The following is a 21,824-nucleotide window of genomic DNA, read 5'->3' on the forward strand; positions in this document are numbered from 1 at the left end:
ATTGGTGTGCAGCTTCCCGGTGGCCCCGGTGAGATCGATGACGGTGCCGTTGGCGCCGGAGCCGACCTTGTGGGCAGCCCCGCACCAGATAAGGGTGACGTGGAACGCCGGGGTCGGACCGATGCAACGGACCTTCGCGTGACGCCGCAGGCCATGCCCGGATTGGCCGCAGGCCGGCGCGAATCGCGATAAACTTCGCCCATGCAAACTCCCAGCTTCGACACAGCGCTGATCGAGCGCTACGGCGGCCGCGGCCCGCGCTACACGTCCTATCCCACCGCCGTGCAGTTCCAGCCCGGTTTCGGCGAGGCCGAGTATCGCGCCGAGGTCAGACGTTCCGATGCCGCAGCACCGGATGCGCCGCTATCGATCTACGTGCACATCCCGTTCTGTCACTCGTTGTGCTACTACTGCGGCTGCAGCAAGATCGTCACGCGCCATACGGAACGGGCCGAGGACTACCTCGGATTGTTGATCCGCGAGATCGAGTTGCAGGGTGCGCTGTTCAGTCGGACGCGCACGGTCGAACAGCTCCACCTGGGGGGAGGCACGCCGACTTACCTCGACCGGGAACAGATGCGCCGGCTGTTCGAGGCGCTGAACGCGAATTTCAGCCTGTGCCCGGACGGGCGCCGCGAATTCTCGATCGAGATCGATCCGCGCACGGTCTCGCCCGCCGATATCGGGGCGCTGGCAGCGTCCGGCTTCAACCGCATCAGCATGGGCGTGCAGGACTTCGAAGCGGACGTGCAGCAGGCGGTGAACCGCATCCAGTCGGCCGAGGATACCGGGGCGTTGGTGCGCGCTGCGCGTGAAGCCGGATTCGGGTCGGTGTCGCTCGATCTGATCTACGGCCTGCCGCTGCAGACCGTTGCCGGGTTCGAGCGAACGCTGGAGCGCGTGCTGGAGATGCGCCCAGATCGCCTGGCCGTTTACAGCTATGCCCACCTGCCACAGATGTTCCGGGCCCAGCGCCTGATCCATGAAGAGCAGCTCCCGGAGCCCGCCGTGAAACTGGAGATTCTCCGGACCACGATCGAGCGGCTGACTGGCGCCGGCTATGTGTACATCGGCCTGGACCACTTCGCGCTGGCCGACGACGAACTCGTCAAGGCCCAGCAGCGCGGTGAACTCCAACGCAACTTTCAGGGCTATTCGACGCACGGCAATAGCGATCTGGTCGGTCTGGGGATGACGTCCATCGGCCAGGTCGGCGATTGCTATGCACAGAATGCCAAGGAGGTGGCGCCGTACCGCGCCGCTCTGGAACAGGGCAAGCTGCCGATCGTGAAAGGCCTGCTGATGACGGCGGATGACCGGATCCGCCGCAGCGTGATCCAGGACATCATGTGTCGCGGTGAACTCGATTACGCCGCCGTTTCCGAACGGAGCGGTATCGAGTTCGAGCGCTACTTCGCGTCCGAAATCGCCCACCTCCGTCCGCTCGAACGCGACGGTCTGATCGAACCGACGCCGACCGGATTCCGTGTTTGCGAGCGAGGGCGCCTGCTGCTGCGGGCGATCGCAATGACCTTCGACGGCTATCTCGCCGCGAATCGTCCGCAGCAGGCCTTTTCCAAGATCATCTAAACTTTCGCGGCGCTAAACGCGCACGCCCTTACGTGCTGTCCGGCTTACCTTGAGCCGGCGACGGCGTTCCTCAGTCGGAGCATCTCCATGACCCGCTTTCTGACCGTTTATTCGACCACCGACGGGCAATGCCTGAAGATCTGCGAGCGGCTGCGTGATCGCTTGGAGCAGGCCGGTCATGCCGTGACGCTGGTCTCCATCGCCGATGATCCAGGCGTCGATCCCGCCCCCTACGATCGGGTCGTGATCGGCGCGAGCATCCGTTACGGGCGGCATAGTCCATTGATACTGGCCTATATCAAGCGCTACGCCGCGGTACTGAAGGCCAAGCGCGGCGTCTTGTTCTCGGTTAACCTGGTCGCGCGCAAACCGGGCAAGGATCAACCCGCGACCAACCCCTATCTGAAGCGTTTCCTCCGCAAAATTCCCTGGCAACCGGAATTCTGCGCAGTCTTCGCCGGCCGGCTGGACTACCCGCGTTATGGCGCGCTCGACCGCTGGCTCATCCGGATGATCATGTGGGTGACTGGCGGTCCGACGGATCCCAGCGCCGTGGTCGAGTTCACGGATTGGGACCAAGTGGATGCGTTCGCGCGGCGACTGGTTGCAGCGGCGGATGCGTCCTGACGGGCCGGATGGCCACTGCCGATCGCCGGTTCCGGTTTCTTGCGTCGCAGCATGAATGGTTCCGCGTCTTGAGCTTTCCACTCGCAAGGGAAGTCGATAGACTGTAGGCGTCGCTTCGGATATCGTCTGTGTGGAGGCCTCGGATGATTCTAATTGCCAGAATTACAGGGGTTTTCTGTGGGGTGTCCTGCCACGTGGCGTTAGGTGCCACTGCGCATAGGGTGATTCCCTCCGCTTCCAGTTTGTTCCGTGCCGCAGGGATCTCGCATTGCGCTGCCGCATCGCGGCCGTTCTGGCGCCTCGTTTTGGCGAGCCTGACGCGATGATCCGCAAGATCCTGATTGCCAACCGCGGCGAGATTGCCGTGCGCGTGCTGCGCGCCTGTTCGGAGATGGGCATACGCTCGGTCGCGATCTACTCCGAAGCCGACCGCTTCGGTCTGCATGTCAAGAAGGCGGACGAGTCGTATTGCATCGGTCAGGAAGAACTCGCCGGCTATCTGAATCCGCACCGTATCGTCAATCTGGCGGTCGAAACCGGTTGCGATGCGATCCATCCCGGCTATGGCTTTCTGTCAGAGAACCCCCTGCTGGCGCAGATCTGCACCGACCGGGGTGTCCGGTTCATCGGTCCCGACGCGGGTGTGATCCGTCGCATGGGCGACAAGACCGAGGCGCGGCAGGCGATGATCGCGGCCGGGGTGCCGGTGACTCCGGGTTCCGACGGGAATGTCTCGGGCCTCGACGAAGCGCTGGCCGTCGCCACCCGTATCGGTTATCCGGTCATGCTGAAGGCCACCTCCGGCGGTGGCGGGCGCGGCATCCGCCGCTGCGACACACCGGCAGCGCTGGCCCAGAACTTCGATCGTGTCGTGTCCGAGGCGACCAAGGCCTTCGGCAGCGCCGAGGTTTTCCTGGAAAAATGCATCGTCAATCCGCGCCATATCGAGGTGCAGATCCTCGCCGACAGCCACGGCCAGGTGATTCACCTGTGGGAACGGGACTGCTCCATCCAGCGCCGGAACCAGAAACTGATCGAGATCGCACCGTCGCCGCAACTGACGCCGGAGCAGCGGTCCCATGTTGGTGAACTCGCCGTGCGGGCCGCCCGCGCGGTGAATTACGAGAATGCCGGCACGATCGAGTTCCTGCTGACCCAGGACGGCGAGTTCTATTTCATGGAGATGAACACCCGGGTTCAGGTCGAGCACACGATTACCGAGGAAATCACCGGCCTCGACATCGTCAAGGAGCAGATCCGCATTGCCGACGGTCTGTCGCTGAGCCTGGCGCAGCCCGACGTCGAACTGCACGGCTGCGCGATCCAGTTCCGCATCAATGTGGAGGATCCGCGCAACGATTTTCTCCCGAGCTTTGGCCGGATCACTCGCTATTATGCCCCCGGCGGCCCCGGTGTCCGGACCGACACCGCGATCTACACCGGCTACCAGATTCCGCCGCATTACGATTCGATGTGCGCGAAGATCATCGTCTGGGGTCGGAATTTCGACGAGGCGATCGCGCGCAGCCTGCGTGCCCTGGACGACACGATCATTGCCGGTGTGCCGACGACGATGCCGTTCTACCAGGAAATCCTGCGGCATCCCGATTTTCGCAGCGGCCGCTTCGATACCGGCTTTCTGGCCGCTCACCCGGAACTGACCCAGTACTCCCTGAAGCGCAGTCGCGACGCCGCCGTGCTGGCGGCCGTCGCCGCGATCGCCGCGCATGTCGGCCTGTAACCCCCCGGAAGCCCTGCCGATGAGAAAAGTATTCGTCACCGACCTGATCCTGCGCGATGCGCACCAGTCGCTGATCGCGACGCGCATGCGCACCGAGGACATGCTGCCGATTTGCGACAAGCTCGACCGCGTCGGATTCTGGTCGCTGGAGGCCTGGGGCGGCGCGACCTTCGATGCCTGCCTGCGTTTCCTGAAGGAAGACCCCTGGGAACGCCTCCGCGCACTCCGTAGAGCCCTGCCGAACACGCGGTTGCAGATGTTGTTGCGCGGCCAGAACCTGCTCGGATACCGGCACTATGCCGATGACGTCGTGCGCGAATTCGTGCGTCACGCTGCCGCCGAAGGCATGGATGTGTTCCGTATCTTCGATGCGCTGAACGACAGCCGTAATCTGAGAACCGCGATCGAGGCGGTCAAGACCGCCGGCAAGCATGCGCAGGGCACGCTGAGCTATACGGTCAGCCCGGTGCATGACCTCGCCGGTTACATGAAGCTGGCGAAGGAACTGGTCCAGATGGGCGCCGACAGTATCGCGATCAAGGACATGGCAGGTCTGCTGACGCCTACTGCGGCCGCGGAACTGGCGGGCGCGCTCAGCGGCGCCGTCGATGTCCCGCTGTTCGTGCATGCGCACGCGACCTCGGGACTGGCCGAGATGTCGCAGCTGAAGGCGATCGAGCACGGTGTCACCCACATCGATACGGCCATTTCGCCGTTCTCGGGCGGCACCAGCCATCCGGCGACCGAGAGCATGGTCGTCGCGCTGAAGGGCACGCCATTCGACACCGGGCTGGATCTTACGCTGTTGCAGGAGATTGCCGACTATTTTGCCGGCATCCGTCGCAAATACCGCCAGTACGACAGCGAATTCACCGGCGTCGACAGTCGGGTGCAGACCAGTCAGGTGCCCGGCGGCATGATGTCGAATCTGGCGCGTCAACTGGAAGAGCAGGGCGCGCTGGACCGGATCCAGGAGGTGTTCGCCGAGATTCCGCGGGTCCGTGCCGATCTCGGCTATCCGCCGCTGGTCACGCCGACCTCGCAGATCGTCGGCACCCAGGCTCTGTTGAACGTGCTGACCGGCGAGCGTTACCAGACCATCACCAACGAGGTTAAGCGCTATCTGCAGGGCGGCTACGGCAAGCCGCCCGCTCCGGTCAATCCGGACGTGCAGCGGCGTGCGATCGGCCATGAACCGGTCATCGACGTCAGGCCGGCGGACCTCTTGCCGCCCGAGATGGATAAGCTGCGCGCGGAGATTGCCGATCTCGCGACGTCCGACGCCGACGTGCTGCTGTATGCGATGTTCCCCGAGGTCGGGCGCACCTTCCTGCGCGAACGCAAGGAGGGCACCTTGCAGCCGGAAGCGCTGGTGCCGCCTGAAGCCGTGTCGCGGGCGGTGCCGGTGGCGCCGGAGGTCCCGACCGAGTTCCGCGTCTCGGTGCACGGCGAAAGTTACGACGTCCAGATCACCGGCGCCAACCTCAACGATCAACGCAATCGGCGCTTCTATATCACCCTGGACGGCGTGCCGCAGGAGATCGACCTCGAGGTTCTGAGCGGTGTCGAGCGCGGCACGGTCGGCGGGCGCAAGGCGCCGCGGAAGCCCGGCGATGTCGTGACGACGATGCCCGGAAACATCGTTGCGATTCTCGTCAAGGTCGGCGATCGGGTCGGCGCCGGGGACGGCGTGCTCGTGACCGAGGCGATGAAGATGGAATCCGAGATCAAGGCGCCAATCAGCGGTCTGGTCGCCGCCATCCACATCCAGAAGGGCGACCGAGTCAATCCGAACGAAGTGCTGATGGAGATCGAAGCATAGACCCGACAGCTCTTGGGCCGAACCTGTTCGGCTCGATCCGCCGCTGAGCGAGAGTCCCGTTCTGCGCGATTCCGTTGACATGCGATGCGGCGACACCCGCGCGCATGCGGCAGCGGTGCGATCGCACCTGATACCGCGCGCTGCTGCGAGCCGATTCAGTCTGGCCGTAAAACGTGCGATGATCAGTCGACCCTGTTACGAATAGCCGATCTGGCGGTGGCCACAGTGGAACGACGACTGACCTCCGGGGCGTTGATGAGGGCGCTCACGACGCTGTTCGCAGCGGTGATGCTGACCGGTTGCGGCTGGTCCAACTGGGGAGGCGGTGGTGGCTATCCGGGAGGCTATGGCTATGGTTATCCGGCCTATGGCGGGTATCGTGGAGGCTATGGTTACCCCCTGTACGGCTACGGGGGCGGGTCGAACGGCTACTACTACGGCTATAACCGCGCCCGTGAGGAAGACTGGCGCCGTTGGCAGGCCTACCAGTACGGCCTGAGCCAGGGGCGCAAACAGGCGCAGCAGCCGGGAGTGCCCCCGCCACAGGGCGGGAGCCAGCCGCCGCGACAACAGCTACCCTACGGCATCACGCGCAATCCCGGTGGCACTTATCATGTGCCGGGACGCGGCAATTTCACTGCCGGCCAGATTCAGAACTACGTCCGCAAGCACCGCCGCTAGATCGAAGTTGGTTTGGATTCACGGTGGCGGGTGTATCTCACGCGGACGAGGCGGGTGGTCTGGCCAAGGCTGATCTTGCTGGCCTGGAACGGTTCTGATTGCTACGCAGCATGCTGACTCCCCGTTTCCACTCCCTCCGTACGCGTTTGTTATGGGGCATCGGTCTGCCGTTGCTGGCCCTGCAGTTCGCGGTGATCGCACTCGAGTACCGCCTCGGGCGTGATGAGGCACTCGATGCGATGCGCCGAGAACTCGGCACGCTGACCCGTCTGGTTGCGGTGCGGATCGATCAGGCGTTGTCTCAGGTCGCACAGACCACGCAGACGAAGCTTCGCCTCTTGGCCTTGAATCCGGAGTTCAGCGACACGCAGCGTGAACGTTTGCTGCGCATCGATGCCGGCGGGCGAAATCTCGCGTTTCGGTCGGTCCTGGCTTTTCGACGCAAACCCGCCCGGCCCGCCGATCCTCTGCGGTTGTACGTCCTGCCGGAGGACGGTCCGGTCGAGCCTGCCGATCCGAGAACGGAATCTGTCCTAAAGGCGGCTTGGCTGGATCGAGCGCTGGCGGCCCGGAGCGGGTTCTGGTCGGGGCCGCATCAGGCCGTCGGTGGCGTCCCGGGGACGGTCGTCAGCTACGTCGCGCCGATGCTGTCACATCCGAAACTCGACGGCGCCGTCAGCGTCGAGGTGCCGGTCGAGCGACTGCAATCGGTACTTCGCGATGCGGACTTCGAGTCGGGCGGCTTCTGGATCGCGGATCGGGCCGGTACGGCCCTCGCCACGGACGATGTGCAACCGCCGCCCGCAGTTCTTGTCGCCAACTGGATCGCCCCGGTTTTCGAACCGGGCTGGCGTGAGCGCAGCGAGGGAGAAAGAATCATCCGCCCATCGGCAGATGCGACCGGCGGTTCACAGCGCTGGCTCTTGATCGCCCCGCTACCGGCCACGGGCTGGGCTTTGTTGGCGAGCGTGGACGAACAGGCCGTTCTGGCCACCGTCAGGTCCCGGCTGCGGCGACAGGTGGTGGTATATGCGTTCGGAACGGCCGCCGTGCTGAGCCTGCTGGCCTGGCTTTCGGCCCGGGCCACCCGACCCTTGGTGCCGCTGGCGGAGGCTGCCCGCCGCGCGGCGGCGGGTGATCTGGAGGCGCGCGTTGCTGGTCCACTGGGTCGCGACGAGCTCGGCCGATTCAGCATGGTCTTCAATCGGATGATGGCGGATCTCAAGGCCAACGTCGCGGGGCGCATCGAGGCAACGGCCGCGCGCCAGGCCGTAGAGAGCGAGCTGGAAGTGGCACTGAAGATCCAGCGGACCTTGCTGCCGGCGCCGTTTCCTGTCGTCCTGGGTGTCGAGATCGCCACGCGATTCGTGCCTGCACGGTACGTTGCGGGTGACTTCTACGACCACTTCCTTCTCGGGCCGGAGACCTTGGTCGTCGCGATCGCTGACGTCTCCGGCAAAGGTGTGGCCGCGGCGTTGTTCATGGCGGCCGCGCGAACATCGATTCGGAACTTCACCCGGCCGGGTGTCAGCCCGGCCGAGACGCTGGCCGCGGTCAACCGCGCGCTGTTCGAAGACAATCGCCAGTTGGTTTTCGTGACGACGTTCCTGGCGCATTATGACCTTCCGACAGGTTGCCTGACCTATGCGAATGCTGGCCACAACTTCCCTTACGTAGTCCGGTCCGACGGCACGCCGGAGGTCCTGGGAGACTCGACCGGGCCGCTGCTCGCCGTGTTCGATAACGCCGAATTCGGCGATCGGCAAGCTCAACTCGGCGACGGCGACACACTGGTGCTCTACACGGATGGTGTCGTCGAGGCCAGTGATCCGGGTGGTGAACTGTATGGCGAAGAGCGGCTGGAGGCCTTGCTGCGGAGCAACGCCACAGCTTCCCCCGAAGCGCTTTGCACGCGGATAACGGAAACCGTACAGCAACACTGTGTCGGCGCACCGCAGGATGACGTGACGCTACTGGTGCTGCGGCGGCAGGCCGTCACGGGAGCGCATGGATAGGATCCTGCCTCGCGTGGGGTCAAGCCTCTTCGATGGGGGAGATGAAGCGTACGGTCACCCTGTTTTTTCCGTTCGTGCGGCGGTATTGGATGCTGGACGCGAGACGCTGCGTGATGAACAGACCGAGACCGCCGATCGGACGCTGGTCGATCGGCAATGAGGTGTCGGGCACAGGCGCAGATAGCGGATCGAAGCTGGTTCCGTCGTCTTCGAGCGTCAGTGTGAATCCGGCCGGATCCTGCTCCAGTCGGATCGCTATCGAATGGGTTCCGGACCCTGCATCATCATCGCCAACGAAGGCGTAACTCACGATGTTCGCAAACAGTTCCTCAAGTGCGAACTGAATCGCGAATACGGTATTCGGGATGCAACCGGCCCGTTCCAGGAAAGCTGCAGTCTGTTCCGCGATGGCGCTCAGTTCCTCGATGCGACTGGTCGCCGTCAGTTCCAGCGTGTTGCTGCTCATGGGGCGCCGAGCAGGTCAGTCGATCCGGATCGGCCCGTCCAGCCCCGCGATCTTGAACACCTTCTTGATGGTCGGCGCGGTGTTCACGAGGCAGACGTTGCCGTTCCCCACGGCCCGGGTGGCCAGTATGCATAAGCGCAGGAACGATGACGCGACGAACGAAACCTCGGCGAGATCGAAGGTGATGCCCTGGTTCGATTCCTGGAGCCGCGACAGCAACGGTTCCGTGATGCGCTCGCACCGTTCGGTGTCGAGCCTTCCGGCCAATACGCAATGCCAGGTTCCGCCGGTGTCGGTCAGGTCGAAATCCGTCTGGGTGGTTGTCGCGGTTGCCATCGGTGTTCCCGGTCCCTTCGCGTTCAATAGTTGCGGTTGAAGGCTTCGTGGATTGCGTCTGCATCCACGCCTTCGTCGAGGTAAAGCGAAAGATCGAAGCGTGCGAAGCGACGATCTTCGCGGCGGCGTGTGACCCGCTGGATATTGATCAAATGGCGCGCCGTGACGTTGTCGGTGGTGATGTTCTTGCCGCCTGTGCCGCAGCCCAGCGTTAGCGACGGACTCAGGCTATTGTACATACGGCCCACGGCGCCCTGTGCCGACGGCATGTTGACCACGATGCGCCCGGCGTTCATCAGGGACGCGAACGCGGTGATGCGGGCCTCGTCGTTGCAGAACAGGCTGACCGTATGACCGATGCCACCATAGAAGTTCAGGTCGATGCAGACGTTGACTGCGTGGTCGAAGCCCTCGACGGCATAGAACGCCAGGATCGGTGCCAAGATCTCCCGTGACAGGGGATAGTCATCGCCGACGCCATCCAGCGGTGCGATCAGCAGGGTCGTGTCCGGCGGTACGGCAAGGCCGGCCCGCTGCGCGATGTCGGTCGCGGGGCGGCCGACGATGTCCGCACTCATGTGTCCCGAGGTGTCGAGGACGAGGGCTTCGAGCTGCCGGCTTTCGGCTGGATTCAGGAAATAGGCACCGTGCTGGCGGAAGGCGGCCATGACATCGTCGGCCAGCGCCCTTTCTACGACGATGGCCTGTTCGCTGGCGCAGATCGTGCCGTTGTCGAACAGCTTCGATGCGCAGATTTCGTTGACAGCAAATGGGACATCGGCGCTGCGGTCGATGAACACCGGCACATTCCCGGGGCCTACGCCGAGCGTCGGGGTGCCCGAACTGTAGGCGGAATGCACGAGACCGGTGGCGCCGGTCGCGAGGATCAGTGCCAGTCCCGAATGTGCCATCAATGCCTGCGTCTGTTCGCGCGAGACGTCCGCCAACCACTGCACGCAGTCCTCGGGAGCTCCCGCATCCAGGGCCGCTTCGTAACAGATCCGGGCGGCCTCGACCGTGCACGCCGTGGCGCGGCGCGACGGGCTTACGATGACCGGATTGCGCGTCTTCAGGGCGCTCAACACCTTGAACATCACGGTGGAGGTGGGATTCGTCGCCGGGATGATGGCGAGTATCGGCCCGACCGGCTGGGCGATCTCCAGGATGCCGTTGTCCGTATCCTCACGGATCACGCCGACGGTCTTCAGATCGCGGATGTCTTCGTAGACGAATTGGGTCGCGACGACGTTCTTGATGACCTTGTGGTCCCAGCGGCCGATGCCGGTTTCCTCCTGGGCGAACCGGGCCAGTCTGACCCGGGCCGCAAAGCCGGCGCGGTAAACGGACTCGACGATCCGGTCGGTCTGCTGTTGGTCGTACTGGCTGAAGATGCCTGCGGCGGCCGTGGCTCGCTGCATGATCTCATCGACACTGACTGCGCTCACGATCCGTTCCTCGTATGGTGTCCTGCGGCTTGATGGTGACTTCGGGAGGCCACGTTCCGGCGCCGGGTCAGATGCGCGATCGGCCGAGTCATCGCAGAGTCTAGATCAGTCCTCGTATCCCCGCACCGCTGGCGGTCAGGTACTCATGCGGCCAGGACCAGTGGGGGCTCGTCCAGCACGGCGATTTGTTCACGCAGTTCCAGGATGCGCTCCTGCCAGTACCGCGGCGTGCCGAACCACGGGAAGGCCTGCGGGAAGGCCGGGTCGCTCCAGCGCTGGGCCAGCCAGCACGCGTAGTGGATCATGCGCAGCGTTCGGAGCGCTTCGATCAGGTGCAACTCGCGGGGATCGAAGTCGAAAAAGTCGCGATACCCGGCAATGACCTGTCCGAGCTGCAGCGTCATGGTGATTCGGTCGCCGGAGAGCAGCATCCAGAGATCCTGAACGGCCGGGCCGCTGCGGATATCGTCGAAGTCCACGAAATGCGGGCCATCGTCCGTCCACAGGATGTTGCCGACATGGCAGTCGCCGTGCAGGCGGAGCAGGCGGACGTCGCCCGCCCGGTCGTAGCACCGCCGCACGCCGTCCAGAGCCATCGCGGCCGACTGAGCATAGCTGGCCGACAGGTCTGCCGGCAGCGCCTGCTGTTCCAACAGATACTCCCGAGCCTCCTCGCCGAAAGTAGCGATATCGAGGCTGGGGCGGTGCCGAAAGCGGCGCAGCGCGCCGACCGCGTGGATGCGGCCGAGCAGTCGTCCCAGGCGTTGCAAGGTACCAGGGGCATCAAGTTCCGGCGCGTGACCTCCCTGGCGCGGAAACACCGCAAAGCGGAAACCTTCGAACCGGTGGAGAGTCGTCCCGTTCGTCGCGCCGAGCGGCGGAACGGTTGGCAACTCCGCATCCGCCAGCTCTAGCGTGTAACGATGTTCTTCGAGGATGGCCTCGTCGCTCCAGCGCTCCGGCCGATAGAATTTCGCGACCACCGGGTCTCCTTCATCGAGGCCGACCTGATAAACGCGGTTTTCGTAGCTGTTGAGCGCCAACAGCCGACCGTCCGTATGGAAGCCGACGCTGTCGAGCGCGTTCAGCACGCAGTCGGGCGTCAGTCTCGAAAAGGGATGCGCGTCCATCCGATCCACTTTAGCAGCATGGGTGCGGGGAGCCTAGCGACTCTCGCCGGGCCGGTGGCGGTGCGGCTGCCGAAACGATGCGGAAAGAGAACGGTGGTTCCGCTCGCGTTATTCACCTTTGGGATTTTTCAGCAAGGATTCGAGGCCCGCAAAGGCCTTGAACGTTGAGCCCTGGTTCTCAGGGCCTGCGGCGGCAGTCTTGTTGAGGCGCACCTGTCGGGCATGCTCCTCATCGTGGCAGTAGAGACACAGCAATTCCCAGTTGCTGCCGTCGCTGGGATTGTCGTCGTGGTTGTGGTTCTTGTGGTGGACGGTCAGTTCCTGCAGGTTACGCAGCCCAAACTCCCGGCCACAGCGTCCGCAGATCCACGGATACAGCTTGAGCGCCTGTTCGCGATAACCCTTCTCGCGCTCGTCGCGGGCGCGTCGCGCCTCAGCTACGACCTGGTCGAGTTTGCTGCCGGTGGATTGGGTGTCTTTCTTGGCCATGGGCTACCTAACCTTTGCGATGCTGTGTGTGAGGGTTCGTGGCTGATCGGCTTCCGCGGATCAACCCAAGGTCATTTCGCTCGCATTGGCGAGCCAACTGCGTATAATCCGCGGAGCCGAGGCGTTCTGCCAATCAGCGTCTCAGTTTCCCTTTTCACTCCGATCGTACCGATCGACTTTCCGTCTGCCTCGATTGGCGTCGCTGTTCTGTGAGCGACGGGCCGTCGCAGGAGCTTTCCCATTACTTCCGTGAATGACTTTGCCAGCCTCGGGCTGGTCGAACCCCTTTTGCGCGCCGTTTCCGATGCCGGTTACACGCAGCCCACTCCCGTGCAACTCAAGGCGATACCCTTGGTGCTGGCCGGCGGGGATTTGCTGGCAGGCGCTCAGACCGGCACCGGCAAGACGGCCGGCTTTACCCTGCCGATACTCCAGCGCCTGTCGGCGAACGCCGCGCCGCGTCGCGTGCCCGGCCGGCCACGCTGTCTCGTGCTGACGCCGACCCGCGAGCTGGCCGCTCAGGTCGAGGAATCGGTCAGAACCTACGGGCGCTATCTGACCCTCGATTCTATGGTGATGTTCGGCGGCGTCAACATCAAGCCGCAGATCGATCGCCTGCGACGCCCGGTGGACATTCTGGTCGCCACGCCCGGACGTTTGCTTGATCACTACGGTCAGCGGACGCTGGATCTGTCCGGGATCGAAATCCTGGTGCTGGACGAAGCGGACCGGATGCTCGACATGGGCTTCATCCGGGACATCCGCAAGATTTTGGCCCTGCTGCCGAAACACCGGCAGAATCTTTTGTTCTCGGCGACTTTCTCGAATGAGATACGCGCGCTGGCCGACGGTCTTTTGCACAAACCCGGCTCGGTCGACGTCGCGCCCCGCAATGCGACGTCTGATCTGGTGGAACAGTCGGTCCATCTGGTCGAACAGAATCACAAGCGCGACCTGCTTTCGCATCTGATCCGGCACAACGACTGGCGGCAGGTGCTCGTGTTCACACGGACCAAGCACGGTGCCAACCGGCTGGCCGAAAAGCTCATCCGGGATGGCATTGCGGCCGCGGCGATTCACGGCAACAAGAGCCAGTCGGCGCGCACCCAGGCACTCGCGGGCTTCAAGGACGGTAGTCTGCCGGTGCTCGTCGCAACCGATATCGCGGCGCGCGGCCTGGATATCGATCAGCTGCCCAGGGTCGTGAACTTCGAGCTGCCGCATGTTCCGGAAGACTACGTACACCGCATCGGCCGCACCGGTCGCGCGGGCAGTACCGGAGCCGCCGTGTCGCTGGTCGACGCCGAGGAAATCAAGCTGCTGAAAGGCATCGAACGACTGATTCGGCGCGAGATCACCCGCGTCGATGTCGAAGGTTTCGTGCCTCCGGTCCGCATCGTCGAGAACTCGGCGCGCGATACGGGCGGTCGCGACGCACGCCGGGGTTCGGGACCGGCGCGGTCGACCGCGGGCGACACGGCCGGTCGTGACAGCCGTTCACCGAGGCGGTCTGCACCGCGCCGCGGCAATGGCAACAATGCCGCTGGTCAGGCCCGACCGGGTGGTCCGCGTCGGGATGGGCAGCCTGCGTCACTGTTTACTGCACCAAAGCCGGGCAGCACGCGCGGCCGGGGATGACCATCTGGGTCGATGCGGACGGCTGCCCCGCGGTCATCTGCGAAATCCTGTACCGGGCTGCGAATCGCGTGCCGGTGCCGCTGTGCCTGGTGGCCAACCGGGCGCTGCGGCCCCCGCCTTCGCCGTGGATTCGGGCGATCAGGGTGCCCGGCGGCTTCGACGTTGCCGATACCCGCATCGTCGACGACGTCGAACCGAATGATCTCGTGATCACCGCGGACATTCCGCTGGCGGCCCGGGTGATCGAGCGCGGGGCCCAAGCGCTGAACCCCAGGGGCGAGCTCTACACACGGGAAAACATACGCGAACGGCTGGCGCTGCGGAATTTCATGGAGGAATTGCGGAACACCGGTGTTTCGACCGGCGGACCGCCACCGCTCGGCAACAGCGACCGGAAAGCGTTTGCCGCACAGCTGGATCGCTATCTGGCAAAGATGCTGCGATCAGGATCCCACAAGGTTTAGCGCCACTCCGTCCCCGGCCGCGCCCGCAGTCGAGTTCCATCCGACCTCCGAGTCAACAGATTTCGTAGGCCTGGCGGCAGCTGATGGACCCCCGGGGCCGCGTCACTTGCACCTCTCCTCGGCAGAGCGCTCGGATCGCTGTGCCCTTACTCCGTGGACCTCTTCCGCCATGGTCCCAGTGTTGCATGCTGCTATTGATGCGGCCATGCTTCCGGACGCATTGATGCGCAGGTAAGCCCGGCATGCCCGGCGGCGCCTGAGCGCGGGGGGCGCAAGCCTTGCGTGTCCTTCGCACGGTTCGTCCAAACCATGGCAGCCATGACATGAAACGACTCAGTCTCGCTCAACAAATGTGCGAATGGGGCAGCGTGGGCGAGTGGCGCGAGCAGGTCCGCTCGGTGATCGCCAAGGGCGAAGAGGGCAAGCTCGCACCGTTTCTTGCGCTGTCGATACCTGGTATTACCGCGAACGAGCATCGGCGGTGCTCCGAACTCTGGATGAAACAGCGGATCGACGCCTCCGCCTCACCATTCACCTTTGCCCTGCAGGCCAAGCCGAAGATCCGGGTGGGCTACCTGTCATGCGATTTTCACGAACATGCCACCGCCCTGCTGATCGCGGAGATGCTGGAAGCGCACGATCGGCAGCGTTTTGATGTCCTGGCCTATTCCTACGGTGCGAGCGATGGCAAAGCCATGCGCCGCCGTCTGGAGTGCACGTTCGACCGTTTCATCGACATCGAGGCGCTGTCGACCGCTGAGGCCGCCGCCACGATTCATGGTGACCAGGTGGACATCCTGATCGATCTGAAGGGCTATACAGCGGCGACTCGCACGGCGATTCTCACCTATCGGCCGGCGCCGATCCAGGTCAACTACCTTGGTTACCCCGGTACGCTGGGCGGCGATTTCTGCGATTACCTCATTACGGATCGCTTCCTGACGCCGCCCGAAACCGCCGCGGACTACAGCGAAGCCTTCGCCTATCTGCCGGGAACCTACCAGCCGCACGGACGACACTGTCCCGTCGGCGCGCGACCAACGCGATTGGAGGCCGGTCTGCCGGAGGACGGCTTCGTTTTCTGCAGTTTTACGCAAACCTACAAGATCACACCGGAGATATTCGACCTCTGGTGCCGGCTGCTGATCGATGTTCCCGGTAGTGTGCTCTGGCTCCTCCGGGATCCCCTGGCAGAGGGCAATCTTCGACGGGAGGCGTTCCAGCGGGGGATAACCGCCGAGCGCATTATCTTCGCGGATGACATGGCACAGGTGGACCACCTTGGCCGTCTACAGTTGGCGGATCTGGTGCTGGACACACTTCCCTACAACGCTCACACCACGGCCAGCGATGCATTGTGGGTGGAGGTGCCCATCCTGACCTGCGCCGGGGATACGTTCCCCTCGCGCGTCGCAGGGAGCGTGCTGCGGGCCATCGATATGGAGGAACTGATCGTCGCTGACCTGGACGAGTACTATCAGCTGGCCTTGGACCTGGCGACGGATCAGGAGCGCTTCAACGGCGTCAAGGCGAGGCTGGCTGCCAATCGGCTCACGACCCCACTTTTCGATGTGGCGAGCTATACACGCCATATCGAGGCGCTGTATGAGGCGATGTGGCTGGGTTATCTCAGAGGCGAAAAGCCGGGAATGGTCGGCCAGGGTTGAAGCGGATGGTTGGGAATCGCATAGCACGCCTTTGTTTGGCCCCGAGCCATGGCAGCGCGGAACTCGGCCGGCCAGCTTCACCGGCTCAGGGATAAGCGCTGGTCGGATGTCCACTTACCTCCGGCGCGATGCGGCCGATGACCTCCTCCCAGCTTTCGTCGGTTCTGCGGCGTTGTATTCGGACGCTCGGATACCAAGGGCTCGCAGCTTCGTGTCGCAGCCAACGCCAATGGTGGAACGGTCCGATCAGTACGCAGGCGGGTTTCCCCAGCGCGCCAGCCAGATGGATGGGCAGGGAGTCGACACCGATCACGCCATCGAGCTGCTCGACCAACGCGGCGGTTCGCGCGGGCGTCGTCATCTCGGGCTCCAGGTCGACGATGCCGCGGCTTTCCAACCATGCCGCATCTTCGCGGGAGGGCTTGTCCTGCAACGAGAAGAACCGAGCGCCTTGGTCCTCCAGCAGGGCTGCCAACGCCGCCAGCGCCGGCCCGCCGCGGTCGCAGCCGCTCCAGCACAGGCCGACGCGTCGCTGGCCCTTGCCGGGGAGAGGTGCCGGTCGTGCCGAGATGTCCGCAAGCGACAGGTAAGGCACTGTAGAGGGGAGATCCATCCGCGTGATGCCCAGCAAACGCGGCAGACTGAGTAGCGAGCAGTAGACATCGAACCGGTCGAGCGCTATCGCATCGGGGATGCGGGCTTCCGCGACGCCCTCGATCTTGGCCAGCAGTGGACGCTGTTCCTCGCTGCACGAGACGATCAGCCGGCGGCAGTGGCGAGCCGCGCGCGGCAGGAACCGGGCAAATTGCACGACATCGAGCAGGCTGCCCTCGGTATGGACCAGCAGCACCTGATCACTGATCGGCGCGCCCGTCCATAGCGGTTGCGGGCACGCAAAGCGGACAGCGTCGGGTAGTTCGCGCCGCCACTCCCACTCTGCCCAGCCCTCGTCATAACGCCCCTCGGACAGCAGCACGACACCACGAGTGACATGCGCCGCAGCAAACTGGCCGTCGGCGGCCAGCGATGCTTCGCTGCCCTGGAGTGCTTCGACCCAGCGCCCCCGGGCCGCGTGGCATAGCGCCAGTCGGTGGTGGGCATCGGCATGGCTGGGCTCGTCCCTGACGAGGCGTGTCAGTTCGCGCTCCGCCTCGTGCCAGGACTCGCAGTCCATATGGATCTTGGCCAACTCGTAGCGGGCTCCCGTCTGCTCCGGCTGGTCGGCCAGGATCGCCCCCAACATCGATACCGCTGCGGCAGATTGCCCCGTGCGATGCGCTTGGGCTGCCTGTGCGATGGCTGAGAGCACAGGGTCTGGGGGCACGATCTCCGCCAGTGCTTCATCCGGCAGGGCGTACGAGGTCCGCAGCAGGTCGTCATGCGGGTCGAGTACCGCGGGGTAGCGGTGCGGCAGGACCTGGACCGCAAAGACTTCCTGCACCGAGCCCGTAAACACGACGAACGCGACGGTTGCTCCAGTGGCGGTGTCGATGACCCAGACCCCACACTGTCGCTCGGCAACCCGTGCCGTCAGCGGCAGGCCGGCAAAGACCGCCGTTTCGCGCACCTGCGACAAGCCGACGAAGGCGTAGCGGCCAACGAAATCGAGGCCGCGCGTGAAGCCCGGTACTTCGGCAACCACGGTCTTTTTTCCGTTCGACGGATCGATCGTGGCCAGGGTGCCGGCGCCCGATTCCAGTACCCACAGGCGGCCTTGATGCCAGCGGGGCGAATGCGGCATCGACAAGCCCTCGGCCACGATCCGGCCGTCAGGAATGCTCATCAGGATCCCGCCGCGGGCCTTGTCGGCGCGCCACCCCGCCGCCTGGTCCGAGCGCCCGAGGGCGGTCGCGAAAGCCGGCTGCCCGTCTTTCAGTGCAAGTCCGTTCAGGTGGCAGCGGTCCGTCAGATCGTAGCCGGTCACGAAGGGAGGGCGCCAACGCGGGCGAATGCTGTAGGCCGGATCGCGCGTGCACAGGCAGGACATGCGGGTGTTGACCAGCCACAGTTCGCCATCCGCTGCATAGGCCATTTCGTGGATGTCGATGTCGCCGGTGACGTGGATCTGGCGCGGGAGGTAACAGGCATCATGCCGCTCGGCGTCCGGCAGCTTCTCTGCGACTGCGGGCACATCCCGGTATTCGATCAGCTGGTAACCCGTGCCGACCGCCAGACGTCCGCCTTCGGCGGCGAGGCCCATCGGCCGCTCCAGCCCGCAGAAGTGCGTGTTCAGGACTCCGCCCTGTGCGCGGAGGATGATCAGCTGTCCGGCCTGATAGGTGGAGACGAGTACCGAGACGCCCAGTTGCTCGAGGGCGGCCGGGAACGAAGTCGTATGCTGGCTGGCGAAAGGTAGGGCCACAGGGTCGCTTCCGGAAGTGTCGGGCCGGCGTGTCGAAACCTCACCGCCACGTTGTCGTCAGCCGGCCCGTGATCCCGAATGACAGACGCGCGGGCAGCATACTGGCAACGCACACCGTGTGTTTGCGACCCGCGGTGAGTCTAGCCGCAGCCCAGTGCGCCCTGCAAGGACTCGATCTGCGCCTCCAGTTCGGATGCTGCGGCGCCGGTGACGTAGTCATCCCGATTCGGCGTGCCATCGGTGCCGATACGCTGTCGAGTGGCAGCCAATTGTCCGCAGGCTCTGGGTGCTGTTGCCTCTCCTGCCAGAAACTCACCTGTCAGCAGCAACTGGTTGCGAACGGCTTGCAGCTTTTGCTGTTGCTCGCTCTTTGTCTTGCCGGCGCCGGTCAGCTCTCCGCTCGCGGCCGACTGATCGAAAAACGTAACCAATGACTGGATTTTCGGCGCTACCGGCCTGATGCGCTCAAACGCGCCGAGGTCACAGTGCTGGCCCTGAGGGCGCGGCGTCTCACGCTGGTCGGTTCTGCGGCAGGCCGCATCGTCTGCCGCCTCCAACACCGGACTGCCGGGGAGCAGCGCGTGGGTCAGCGTCGGTCCGCCGTTGTCCAACAGTCGCCCAAGCCTGGGATCACCCTGGATGCCGCCATGGTCCGATACCCCGCAGCTGCCGTCCTCGATCAGATTGATGCCCGCAAACTCGAGCGTGGCAGAGTCGGTCTTGTAGCAGTCGGGTCCCGGTCCGATGCTGTTCGCGAAGATGCTGTTGATCAGCGTCAGGCGTCCGTCAAAATACATGTACAGGGCGCCGCCATGCCCCTCCGCACGATTCCCCGTGACCGTGCTGTTCCGGACGGTCAGTCGTCCGTCATAGCGAAAGCTCGAGTTGTAGATCGCGCCGCCGACCCAGCCGGCCGCATTGCCGGACAGTGTGCTGTTGGCCAGGGACAAGGGACCGTCCCAGTTTAGGATGGCGCCACCACCGTAGCCGGCGTCGTTGCCGTGGAAGGTGCTGGCAAGAATCGCCACGCTGCCGCCTTCCTCGCCATAGAAGCGCCGGCCATTGACCAGGCCGCCGCCGAACTCATCCGCGTCGTTGCCCGAAACGGTGCTCTGCAATAGGGTCAGGCTGCCTCCATCGTCGTTGGCGAGGCCTCCTCCGGCATAGGCAGCGTTCCGGGACACGGCCGTTCGGGTCAGCTTTGCCTCTCCGAAGTTAAAGAGGCCACCCCCGTAGTAGGTCGCATCGTTGCCGGAGAGCGTGCTGTCGATCACGGCTAGTTGGCCGTTGAAGTTGTAGAGTCCCCCGCCGTCGTAGCTGGCGCGATTGCGGGTTACCTTGCTCGTGCGCAGCGTCAAGGTACCGCTCGCGTTCCGCGCGCCGCCTCCGTACACCGCTTCGTTACCGGACACGAGACTGTCGATCAGCGTCATCGTGCCTGTCTGGTTGTCGAGACCACCACCGTTGTTGCCGCTGTTGTTCGACACGACGCTGTTCCGTAGGGTGACTTCGCCGCCCCGATTCACCACGCCGCTGCCACGATTCCCCGACACGGTGCAGGCCGTGAGCTGGGTAATGCCCACGTTGTACAGCCCGCCGCCGGAATCACTGCTGCCGTTGTTCAGCTCGACGTGATCCAGGGTCAATACGCCTGTCTCACTGACGGTGAGAAGACGGAAAGGCGGCGTGCCGGCTTGTCGAGACCGGCGGATGACGGCCTTCTTCCCATCTCCATCCGGGTCGCCGTCGATCCGGATCAGGCTGATCACAGCCGGTAAGCCATTCGCGCCATGCGCCGTGTTGTCCACCGTACCCAAGACATAAGCCGGCGCTGCCAACAACAAGGTATCCGGACCGCTACCCGCGGCGCAGCCGCCCGCAGCGGTGTCCGTGTTGGCTGCGGTCAGCGCATCGACCAGTGTGCAGGCCGTTCCGTCGACCGCAAGGGTCGCGGCGCCGACCGGCGCGCTCGCCAATGCGATTGCCACCGCGGCCGCGAGCGGGTGCCGTGCGCCGATGCCGCCGGACCTCGGAACGCAAGTCATTGTCGTGCTGCGGCGGCTCATTGTTCGCCTCCCTGCTCCAGCGTCGCTTCCGTCACTTCCAGCATCCCGATGCGCGATGCCCCCTCCTCGGTAAAGAACAGCCGGTTGGCGCCGTCGATGAGCAGTGAAGTCGGACCGCGGTAGACGTCCTGAGGCAGGCTCCATTCGGTCAGGCGATTCGTTCGGGCATTGATCCTGCCGATCCGCCCGGCGCTAGAGTCGGTCAGATAGATCCGGTTCTTGTTGCGGCCGACCGCCACATACGACTGGTCGAAGTTCTGGTCGTGATGGGTATCCCACTCATTCCATTCCGTCACGGCATTGGTTTCGGTATTGAGCCGAACAATCTTGTTGACCGCAGGCAGCCCAAAAATGATCTCGTGGGCATTGCCGAGATTCGGGGAAGCCGGGTTCCCGGTGCCCATGCCGAACAGATGTCGCTTGAACGAGTGCATCGGCCATTCCTTGTAAAGATTGGTCTCGGGGAACAGCAGGTTCATCGAGTTCGTTTCCTGCGCCTGCCAGAAGACGTGATCTTCCCCATCGACCAGGATGTCAGGATTCTGCGGGTCGTCGTGGGTGATCGGAAATGCGGTCAGCACGTTGCTCGACAGGTCCAGTCGATACACGGTGTGGTTGTGGTAACCCATGACCCAAAGCTGACCGGCCGAGTCCGTGTCCATGCCGGAGGTATGGATCTCGCCGTCCGGATCGTGCTCGGTGACCGGAAACTCCCACTCGGTAACCTCGCTCGTCGCGGGGTCGAGCCGCCGCACGGTGCGGACGAAATCGCTGAAGAAGACATGTCCGGTGTCGGGATCGACATAGATCCGGAACAGGCCATCGCCCGGAACCGGCCACTCGGTCAGTTTCCCGGTGGCGGGTTCGAGCCGGACGATCAGGCGCGGGGTCGAGTATCTCCGGACGAAATACAGCGACTGCGAAGCCTCATGCCAAGCCAGCGGATGGCGAAGTTCCTCGCCGACCTCCCACTCGGTCAGCTTCGCGTCAGGCACGGTGGCCTGCGCCGTCGAGATCGGCGACAGATGGATCGATGCCGTTTGGCGCGCAGCGAGGTTGGCTTGCTTGTGCGCGGGAGCGACGCGGATCCGGCTTGGGGCCAGAGTCGTCTCAACCGGTAAGATCTGGCTGACATTCGGCAGCACGACCTGTTCGGTGATCGCAAGCCGCGTTGAGCGCGATTCGCCGATCCCGCCCGGATCATCCCAGGGCACCATGGCCGCGAAAACTGCTCCAGCGAGTAAGCCGCCGGTTCCTAGGACCCTGGGTTTCATGTGTATCGTTC

Annotated in this window: 17 protein-coding genes; 9 read left to right on the forward strand and 8 right to left on the reverse strand. The window is 64.2% G+C overall.

Annotation, left to right across the window (positions count from 1 at the left end; all coding sequences use genetic code 11):
- The first annotated feature begins 201 nt into the window (after positions 1 to 201).
- The 6 genes from hemN to BWR02_RS17495 all read left to right on the forward strand — a co-directional run bounded on the left by hemN (position 202) and on the right by BWR02_RS17495 (position 8,476).
- Entirely contained in the window at positions 202 to 1,590 is a 1,389-nt protein-coding gene (gene hemN / locus BWR02_RS17470; RefSeq protein ID WP_139559193.1) for an oxygen-independent coproporphyrinogen III oxidase, read from the forward strand.
- A gap of 87 nt (positions 1,591 to 1,677) precedes the next feature.
- Complete coding sequence (hemG, locus tag BWR02_RS17475; RefSeq protein ID WP_139559194.1) at positions 1,678 to 2,217, forward strand: menaquinone-dependent protoporphyrinogen IX dehydrogenase; 540 nt, start codon at positions 1,678 to 1,680, stop codon at positions 2,215 to 2,217.
- A 322-nt stretch (positions 2,218 to 2,539) separates the two neighbouring features.
- Positions 2,540 to 3,958, forward strand: coding sequence for an acetyl-CoA carboxylase biotin carboxylase subunit (locus BWR02_RS17480; protein WP_139559195.1), 1,419 nt, complete (start codon positions 2,540 to 2,542; stop codon positions 3,956 to 3,958).
- A gap of 19 nt (positions 3,959 to 3,977) precedes the next feature.
- The gene (oadA, locus tag BWR02_RS17485; RefSeq protein WP_139559196.1) at positions 3,978 to 5,780 is read left to right on the forward strand and encodes a sodium-extruding oxaloacetate decarboxylase subunit alpha; all 1,803 of its coding nucleotides are present in this window, start codon (positions 3,978 to 3,980) and stop codon (positions 5,778 to 5,780) included.
- 225 nt (positions 5,781 to 6,005) lie between these two features.
- Positions 6,006 to 6,461 carry a hypothetical protein gene (locus tag BWR02_RS17490; RefSeq protein ID WP_162560212.1) on the forward strand — a complete coding sequence of 152 codons (456 nt, stop codon included), beginning with the start codon at positions 6,006 to 6,008 and terminating at the stop codon, positions 6,459 to 6,461.
- Between the two features lie 110 nt (positions 6,462 to 6,571).
- A complete protein-coding gene (locus BWR02_RS17495) occupies positions 6,572 to 8,476 on the forward strand; it encodes a SpoIIE family protein phosphatase (RefSeq protein ID WP_139559198.1) in 1,905 nt (634 codons plus the stop codon).
- 19 nt (positions 8,477 to 8,495) lie between these two features.
- On the opposite strand, the gene BWR02_RS17500 is transcribed toward BWR02_RS17495, so the two are convergent.
- The 5 genes from BWR02_RS17500 to BWR02_RS17520 all read right to left on the reverse strand — a co-directional run bounded on the left by BWR02_RS17500 (position 8,496) and on the right by BWR02_RS17520 (position 12,342).
- The gene (locus tag BWR02_RS17500; protein ID WP_139559199.1) at positions 8,496 to 8,942 is read right to left on the reverse strand and encodes an ATP-binding protein; all 447 of its coding nucleotides are present in this window, start codon (positions 8,940 to 8,942) and stop codon (positions 8,496 to 8,498) included.
- 15 nt (positions 8,943 to 8,957) lie between these two features.
- Positions 8,958 to 9,278, reverse strand: coding sequence for an STAS domain-containing protein (locus BWR02_RS17505; protein WP_139559200.1), 321 nt, complete (start codon positions 9,276 to 9,278; stop codon positions 8,958 to 8,960).
- Positions 9,279 to 9,301: 23 nt separating this feature from the next.
- A complete protein-coding gene (locus tag BWR02_RS17510; protein ID WP_139559201.1) occupies positions 9,302 to 10,723 on the reverse strand; it encodes an aldehyde dehydrogenase family protein in 1,422 nt (473 codons plus the stop codon).
- A gap of 143 nt (positions 10,724 to 10,866) precedes the next feature.
- On the reverse strand, positions 10,867 to 11,853 hold the full coding sequence (srkA, locus tag BWR02_RS17515) for an SrkA family protein kinase (protein WP_139559202.1): 987 nt from the start codon (positions 11,851 to 11,853) through the stop codon (positions 10,867 to 10,869).
- 108 nt (positions 11,854 to 11,961) lie between these two features.
- A complete protein-coding gene (locus tag BWR02_RS17520; RefSeq protein WP_139559203.1) occupies positions 11,962 to 12,342 on the reverse strand; it encodes a YajD family HNH nuclease in 381 nt (126 codons plus the stop codon).
- Positions 12,343 to 12,591: 249 nt separating this feature from the next.
- Here BWR02_RS17520 and BWR02_RS17525 point away from each other — a divergent pair, with 249 nt between their 5' ends.
- From BWR02_RS17525 to BWR02_RS17535, 3 genes are all read left to right on the forward strand, one after another.
- Positions 12,592 to 13,980 carry a DEAD/DEAH box helicase gene (locus BWR02_RS17525; RefSeq protein ID WP_236102381.1) on the forward strand — a complete coding sequence of 463 codons (1,389 nt, stop codon included), beginning with the start codon at positions 12,592 to 12,594 and terminating at the stop codon, positions 13,978 to 13,980.
- On the forward strand, positions 13,977 to 14,444 hold the full coding sequence (locus BWR02_RS17530; RefSeq protein WP_139559205.1) for a YaiI/YqxD family protein: 468 nt from the start codon (positions 13,977 to 13,979) through the stop codon (positions 14,442 to 14,444). Before BWR02_RS17525 ends, BWR02_RS17530 begins: the two co-directional genes overlap by 4 nt.
- A 323-nt stretch (positions 14,445 to 14,767) precedes the next feature.
- On the forward strand, positions 14,768 to 16,111 hold the full coding sequence (locus tag BWR02_RS17535) for an O-linked N-acetylglucosamine transferase, SPINDLY family protein (protein ID WP_139559206.1): 1,344 nt from the start codon (positions 14,768 to 14,770) through the stop codon (positions 16,109 to 16,111).
- Positions 16,112 to 16,196: 85 nt separating this feature from the next.
- Here the strand turns inward: BWR02_RS17535 and BWR02_RS17540 are convergent, their stop codons facing one another.
- From BWR02_RS17540 to BWR02_RS17550, 3 genes are all read right to left on the reverse strand, one after another.
- Positions 16,197 to 18,473 (reverse strand): TIGR03032 family protein, encoded by a 2,277-nt coding sequence (locus BWR02_RS17540; protein ID WP_139559207.1) that lies wholly within the window; start codon positions 18,471 to 18,473, stop codon positions 16,197 to 16,199.
- A 140-nt stretch (positions 18,474 to 18,613) separates the two neighbouring features.
- Entirely contained in the window at positions 18,614 to 20,539 is a 1,926-nt protein-coding gene (locus BWR02_RS17545) for a choice-of-anchor Q domain-containing protein (RefSeq protein ID WP_139559208.1), read from the reverse strand.
- Positions 20,536 to 21,813, reverse strand: a complete 1,278-nt coding sequence (locus BWR02_RS17550; protein WP_139559209.1) for a Vgb family protein — start codon at positions 21,811 to 21,813, stop codon at positions 20,536 to 20,538. Before BWR02_RS17550 ends, BWR02_RS17545 begins: the two co-directional genes overlap by 4 nt.
- Positions 21,814 to 21,824 lie beyond the last annotated feature (11 nt).

It is taken from the genome of Methylotetracoccus oryzae, from assembly GCF_006175985.1.
In the GTDB taxonomy this organism is placed as follows: Bacteria; Pseudomonadota; Gammaproteobacteria; order Methylococcales; family Methylococcaceae; genus Methylotetracoccus; species Methylotetracoccus oryzae.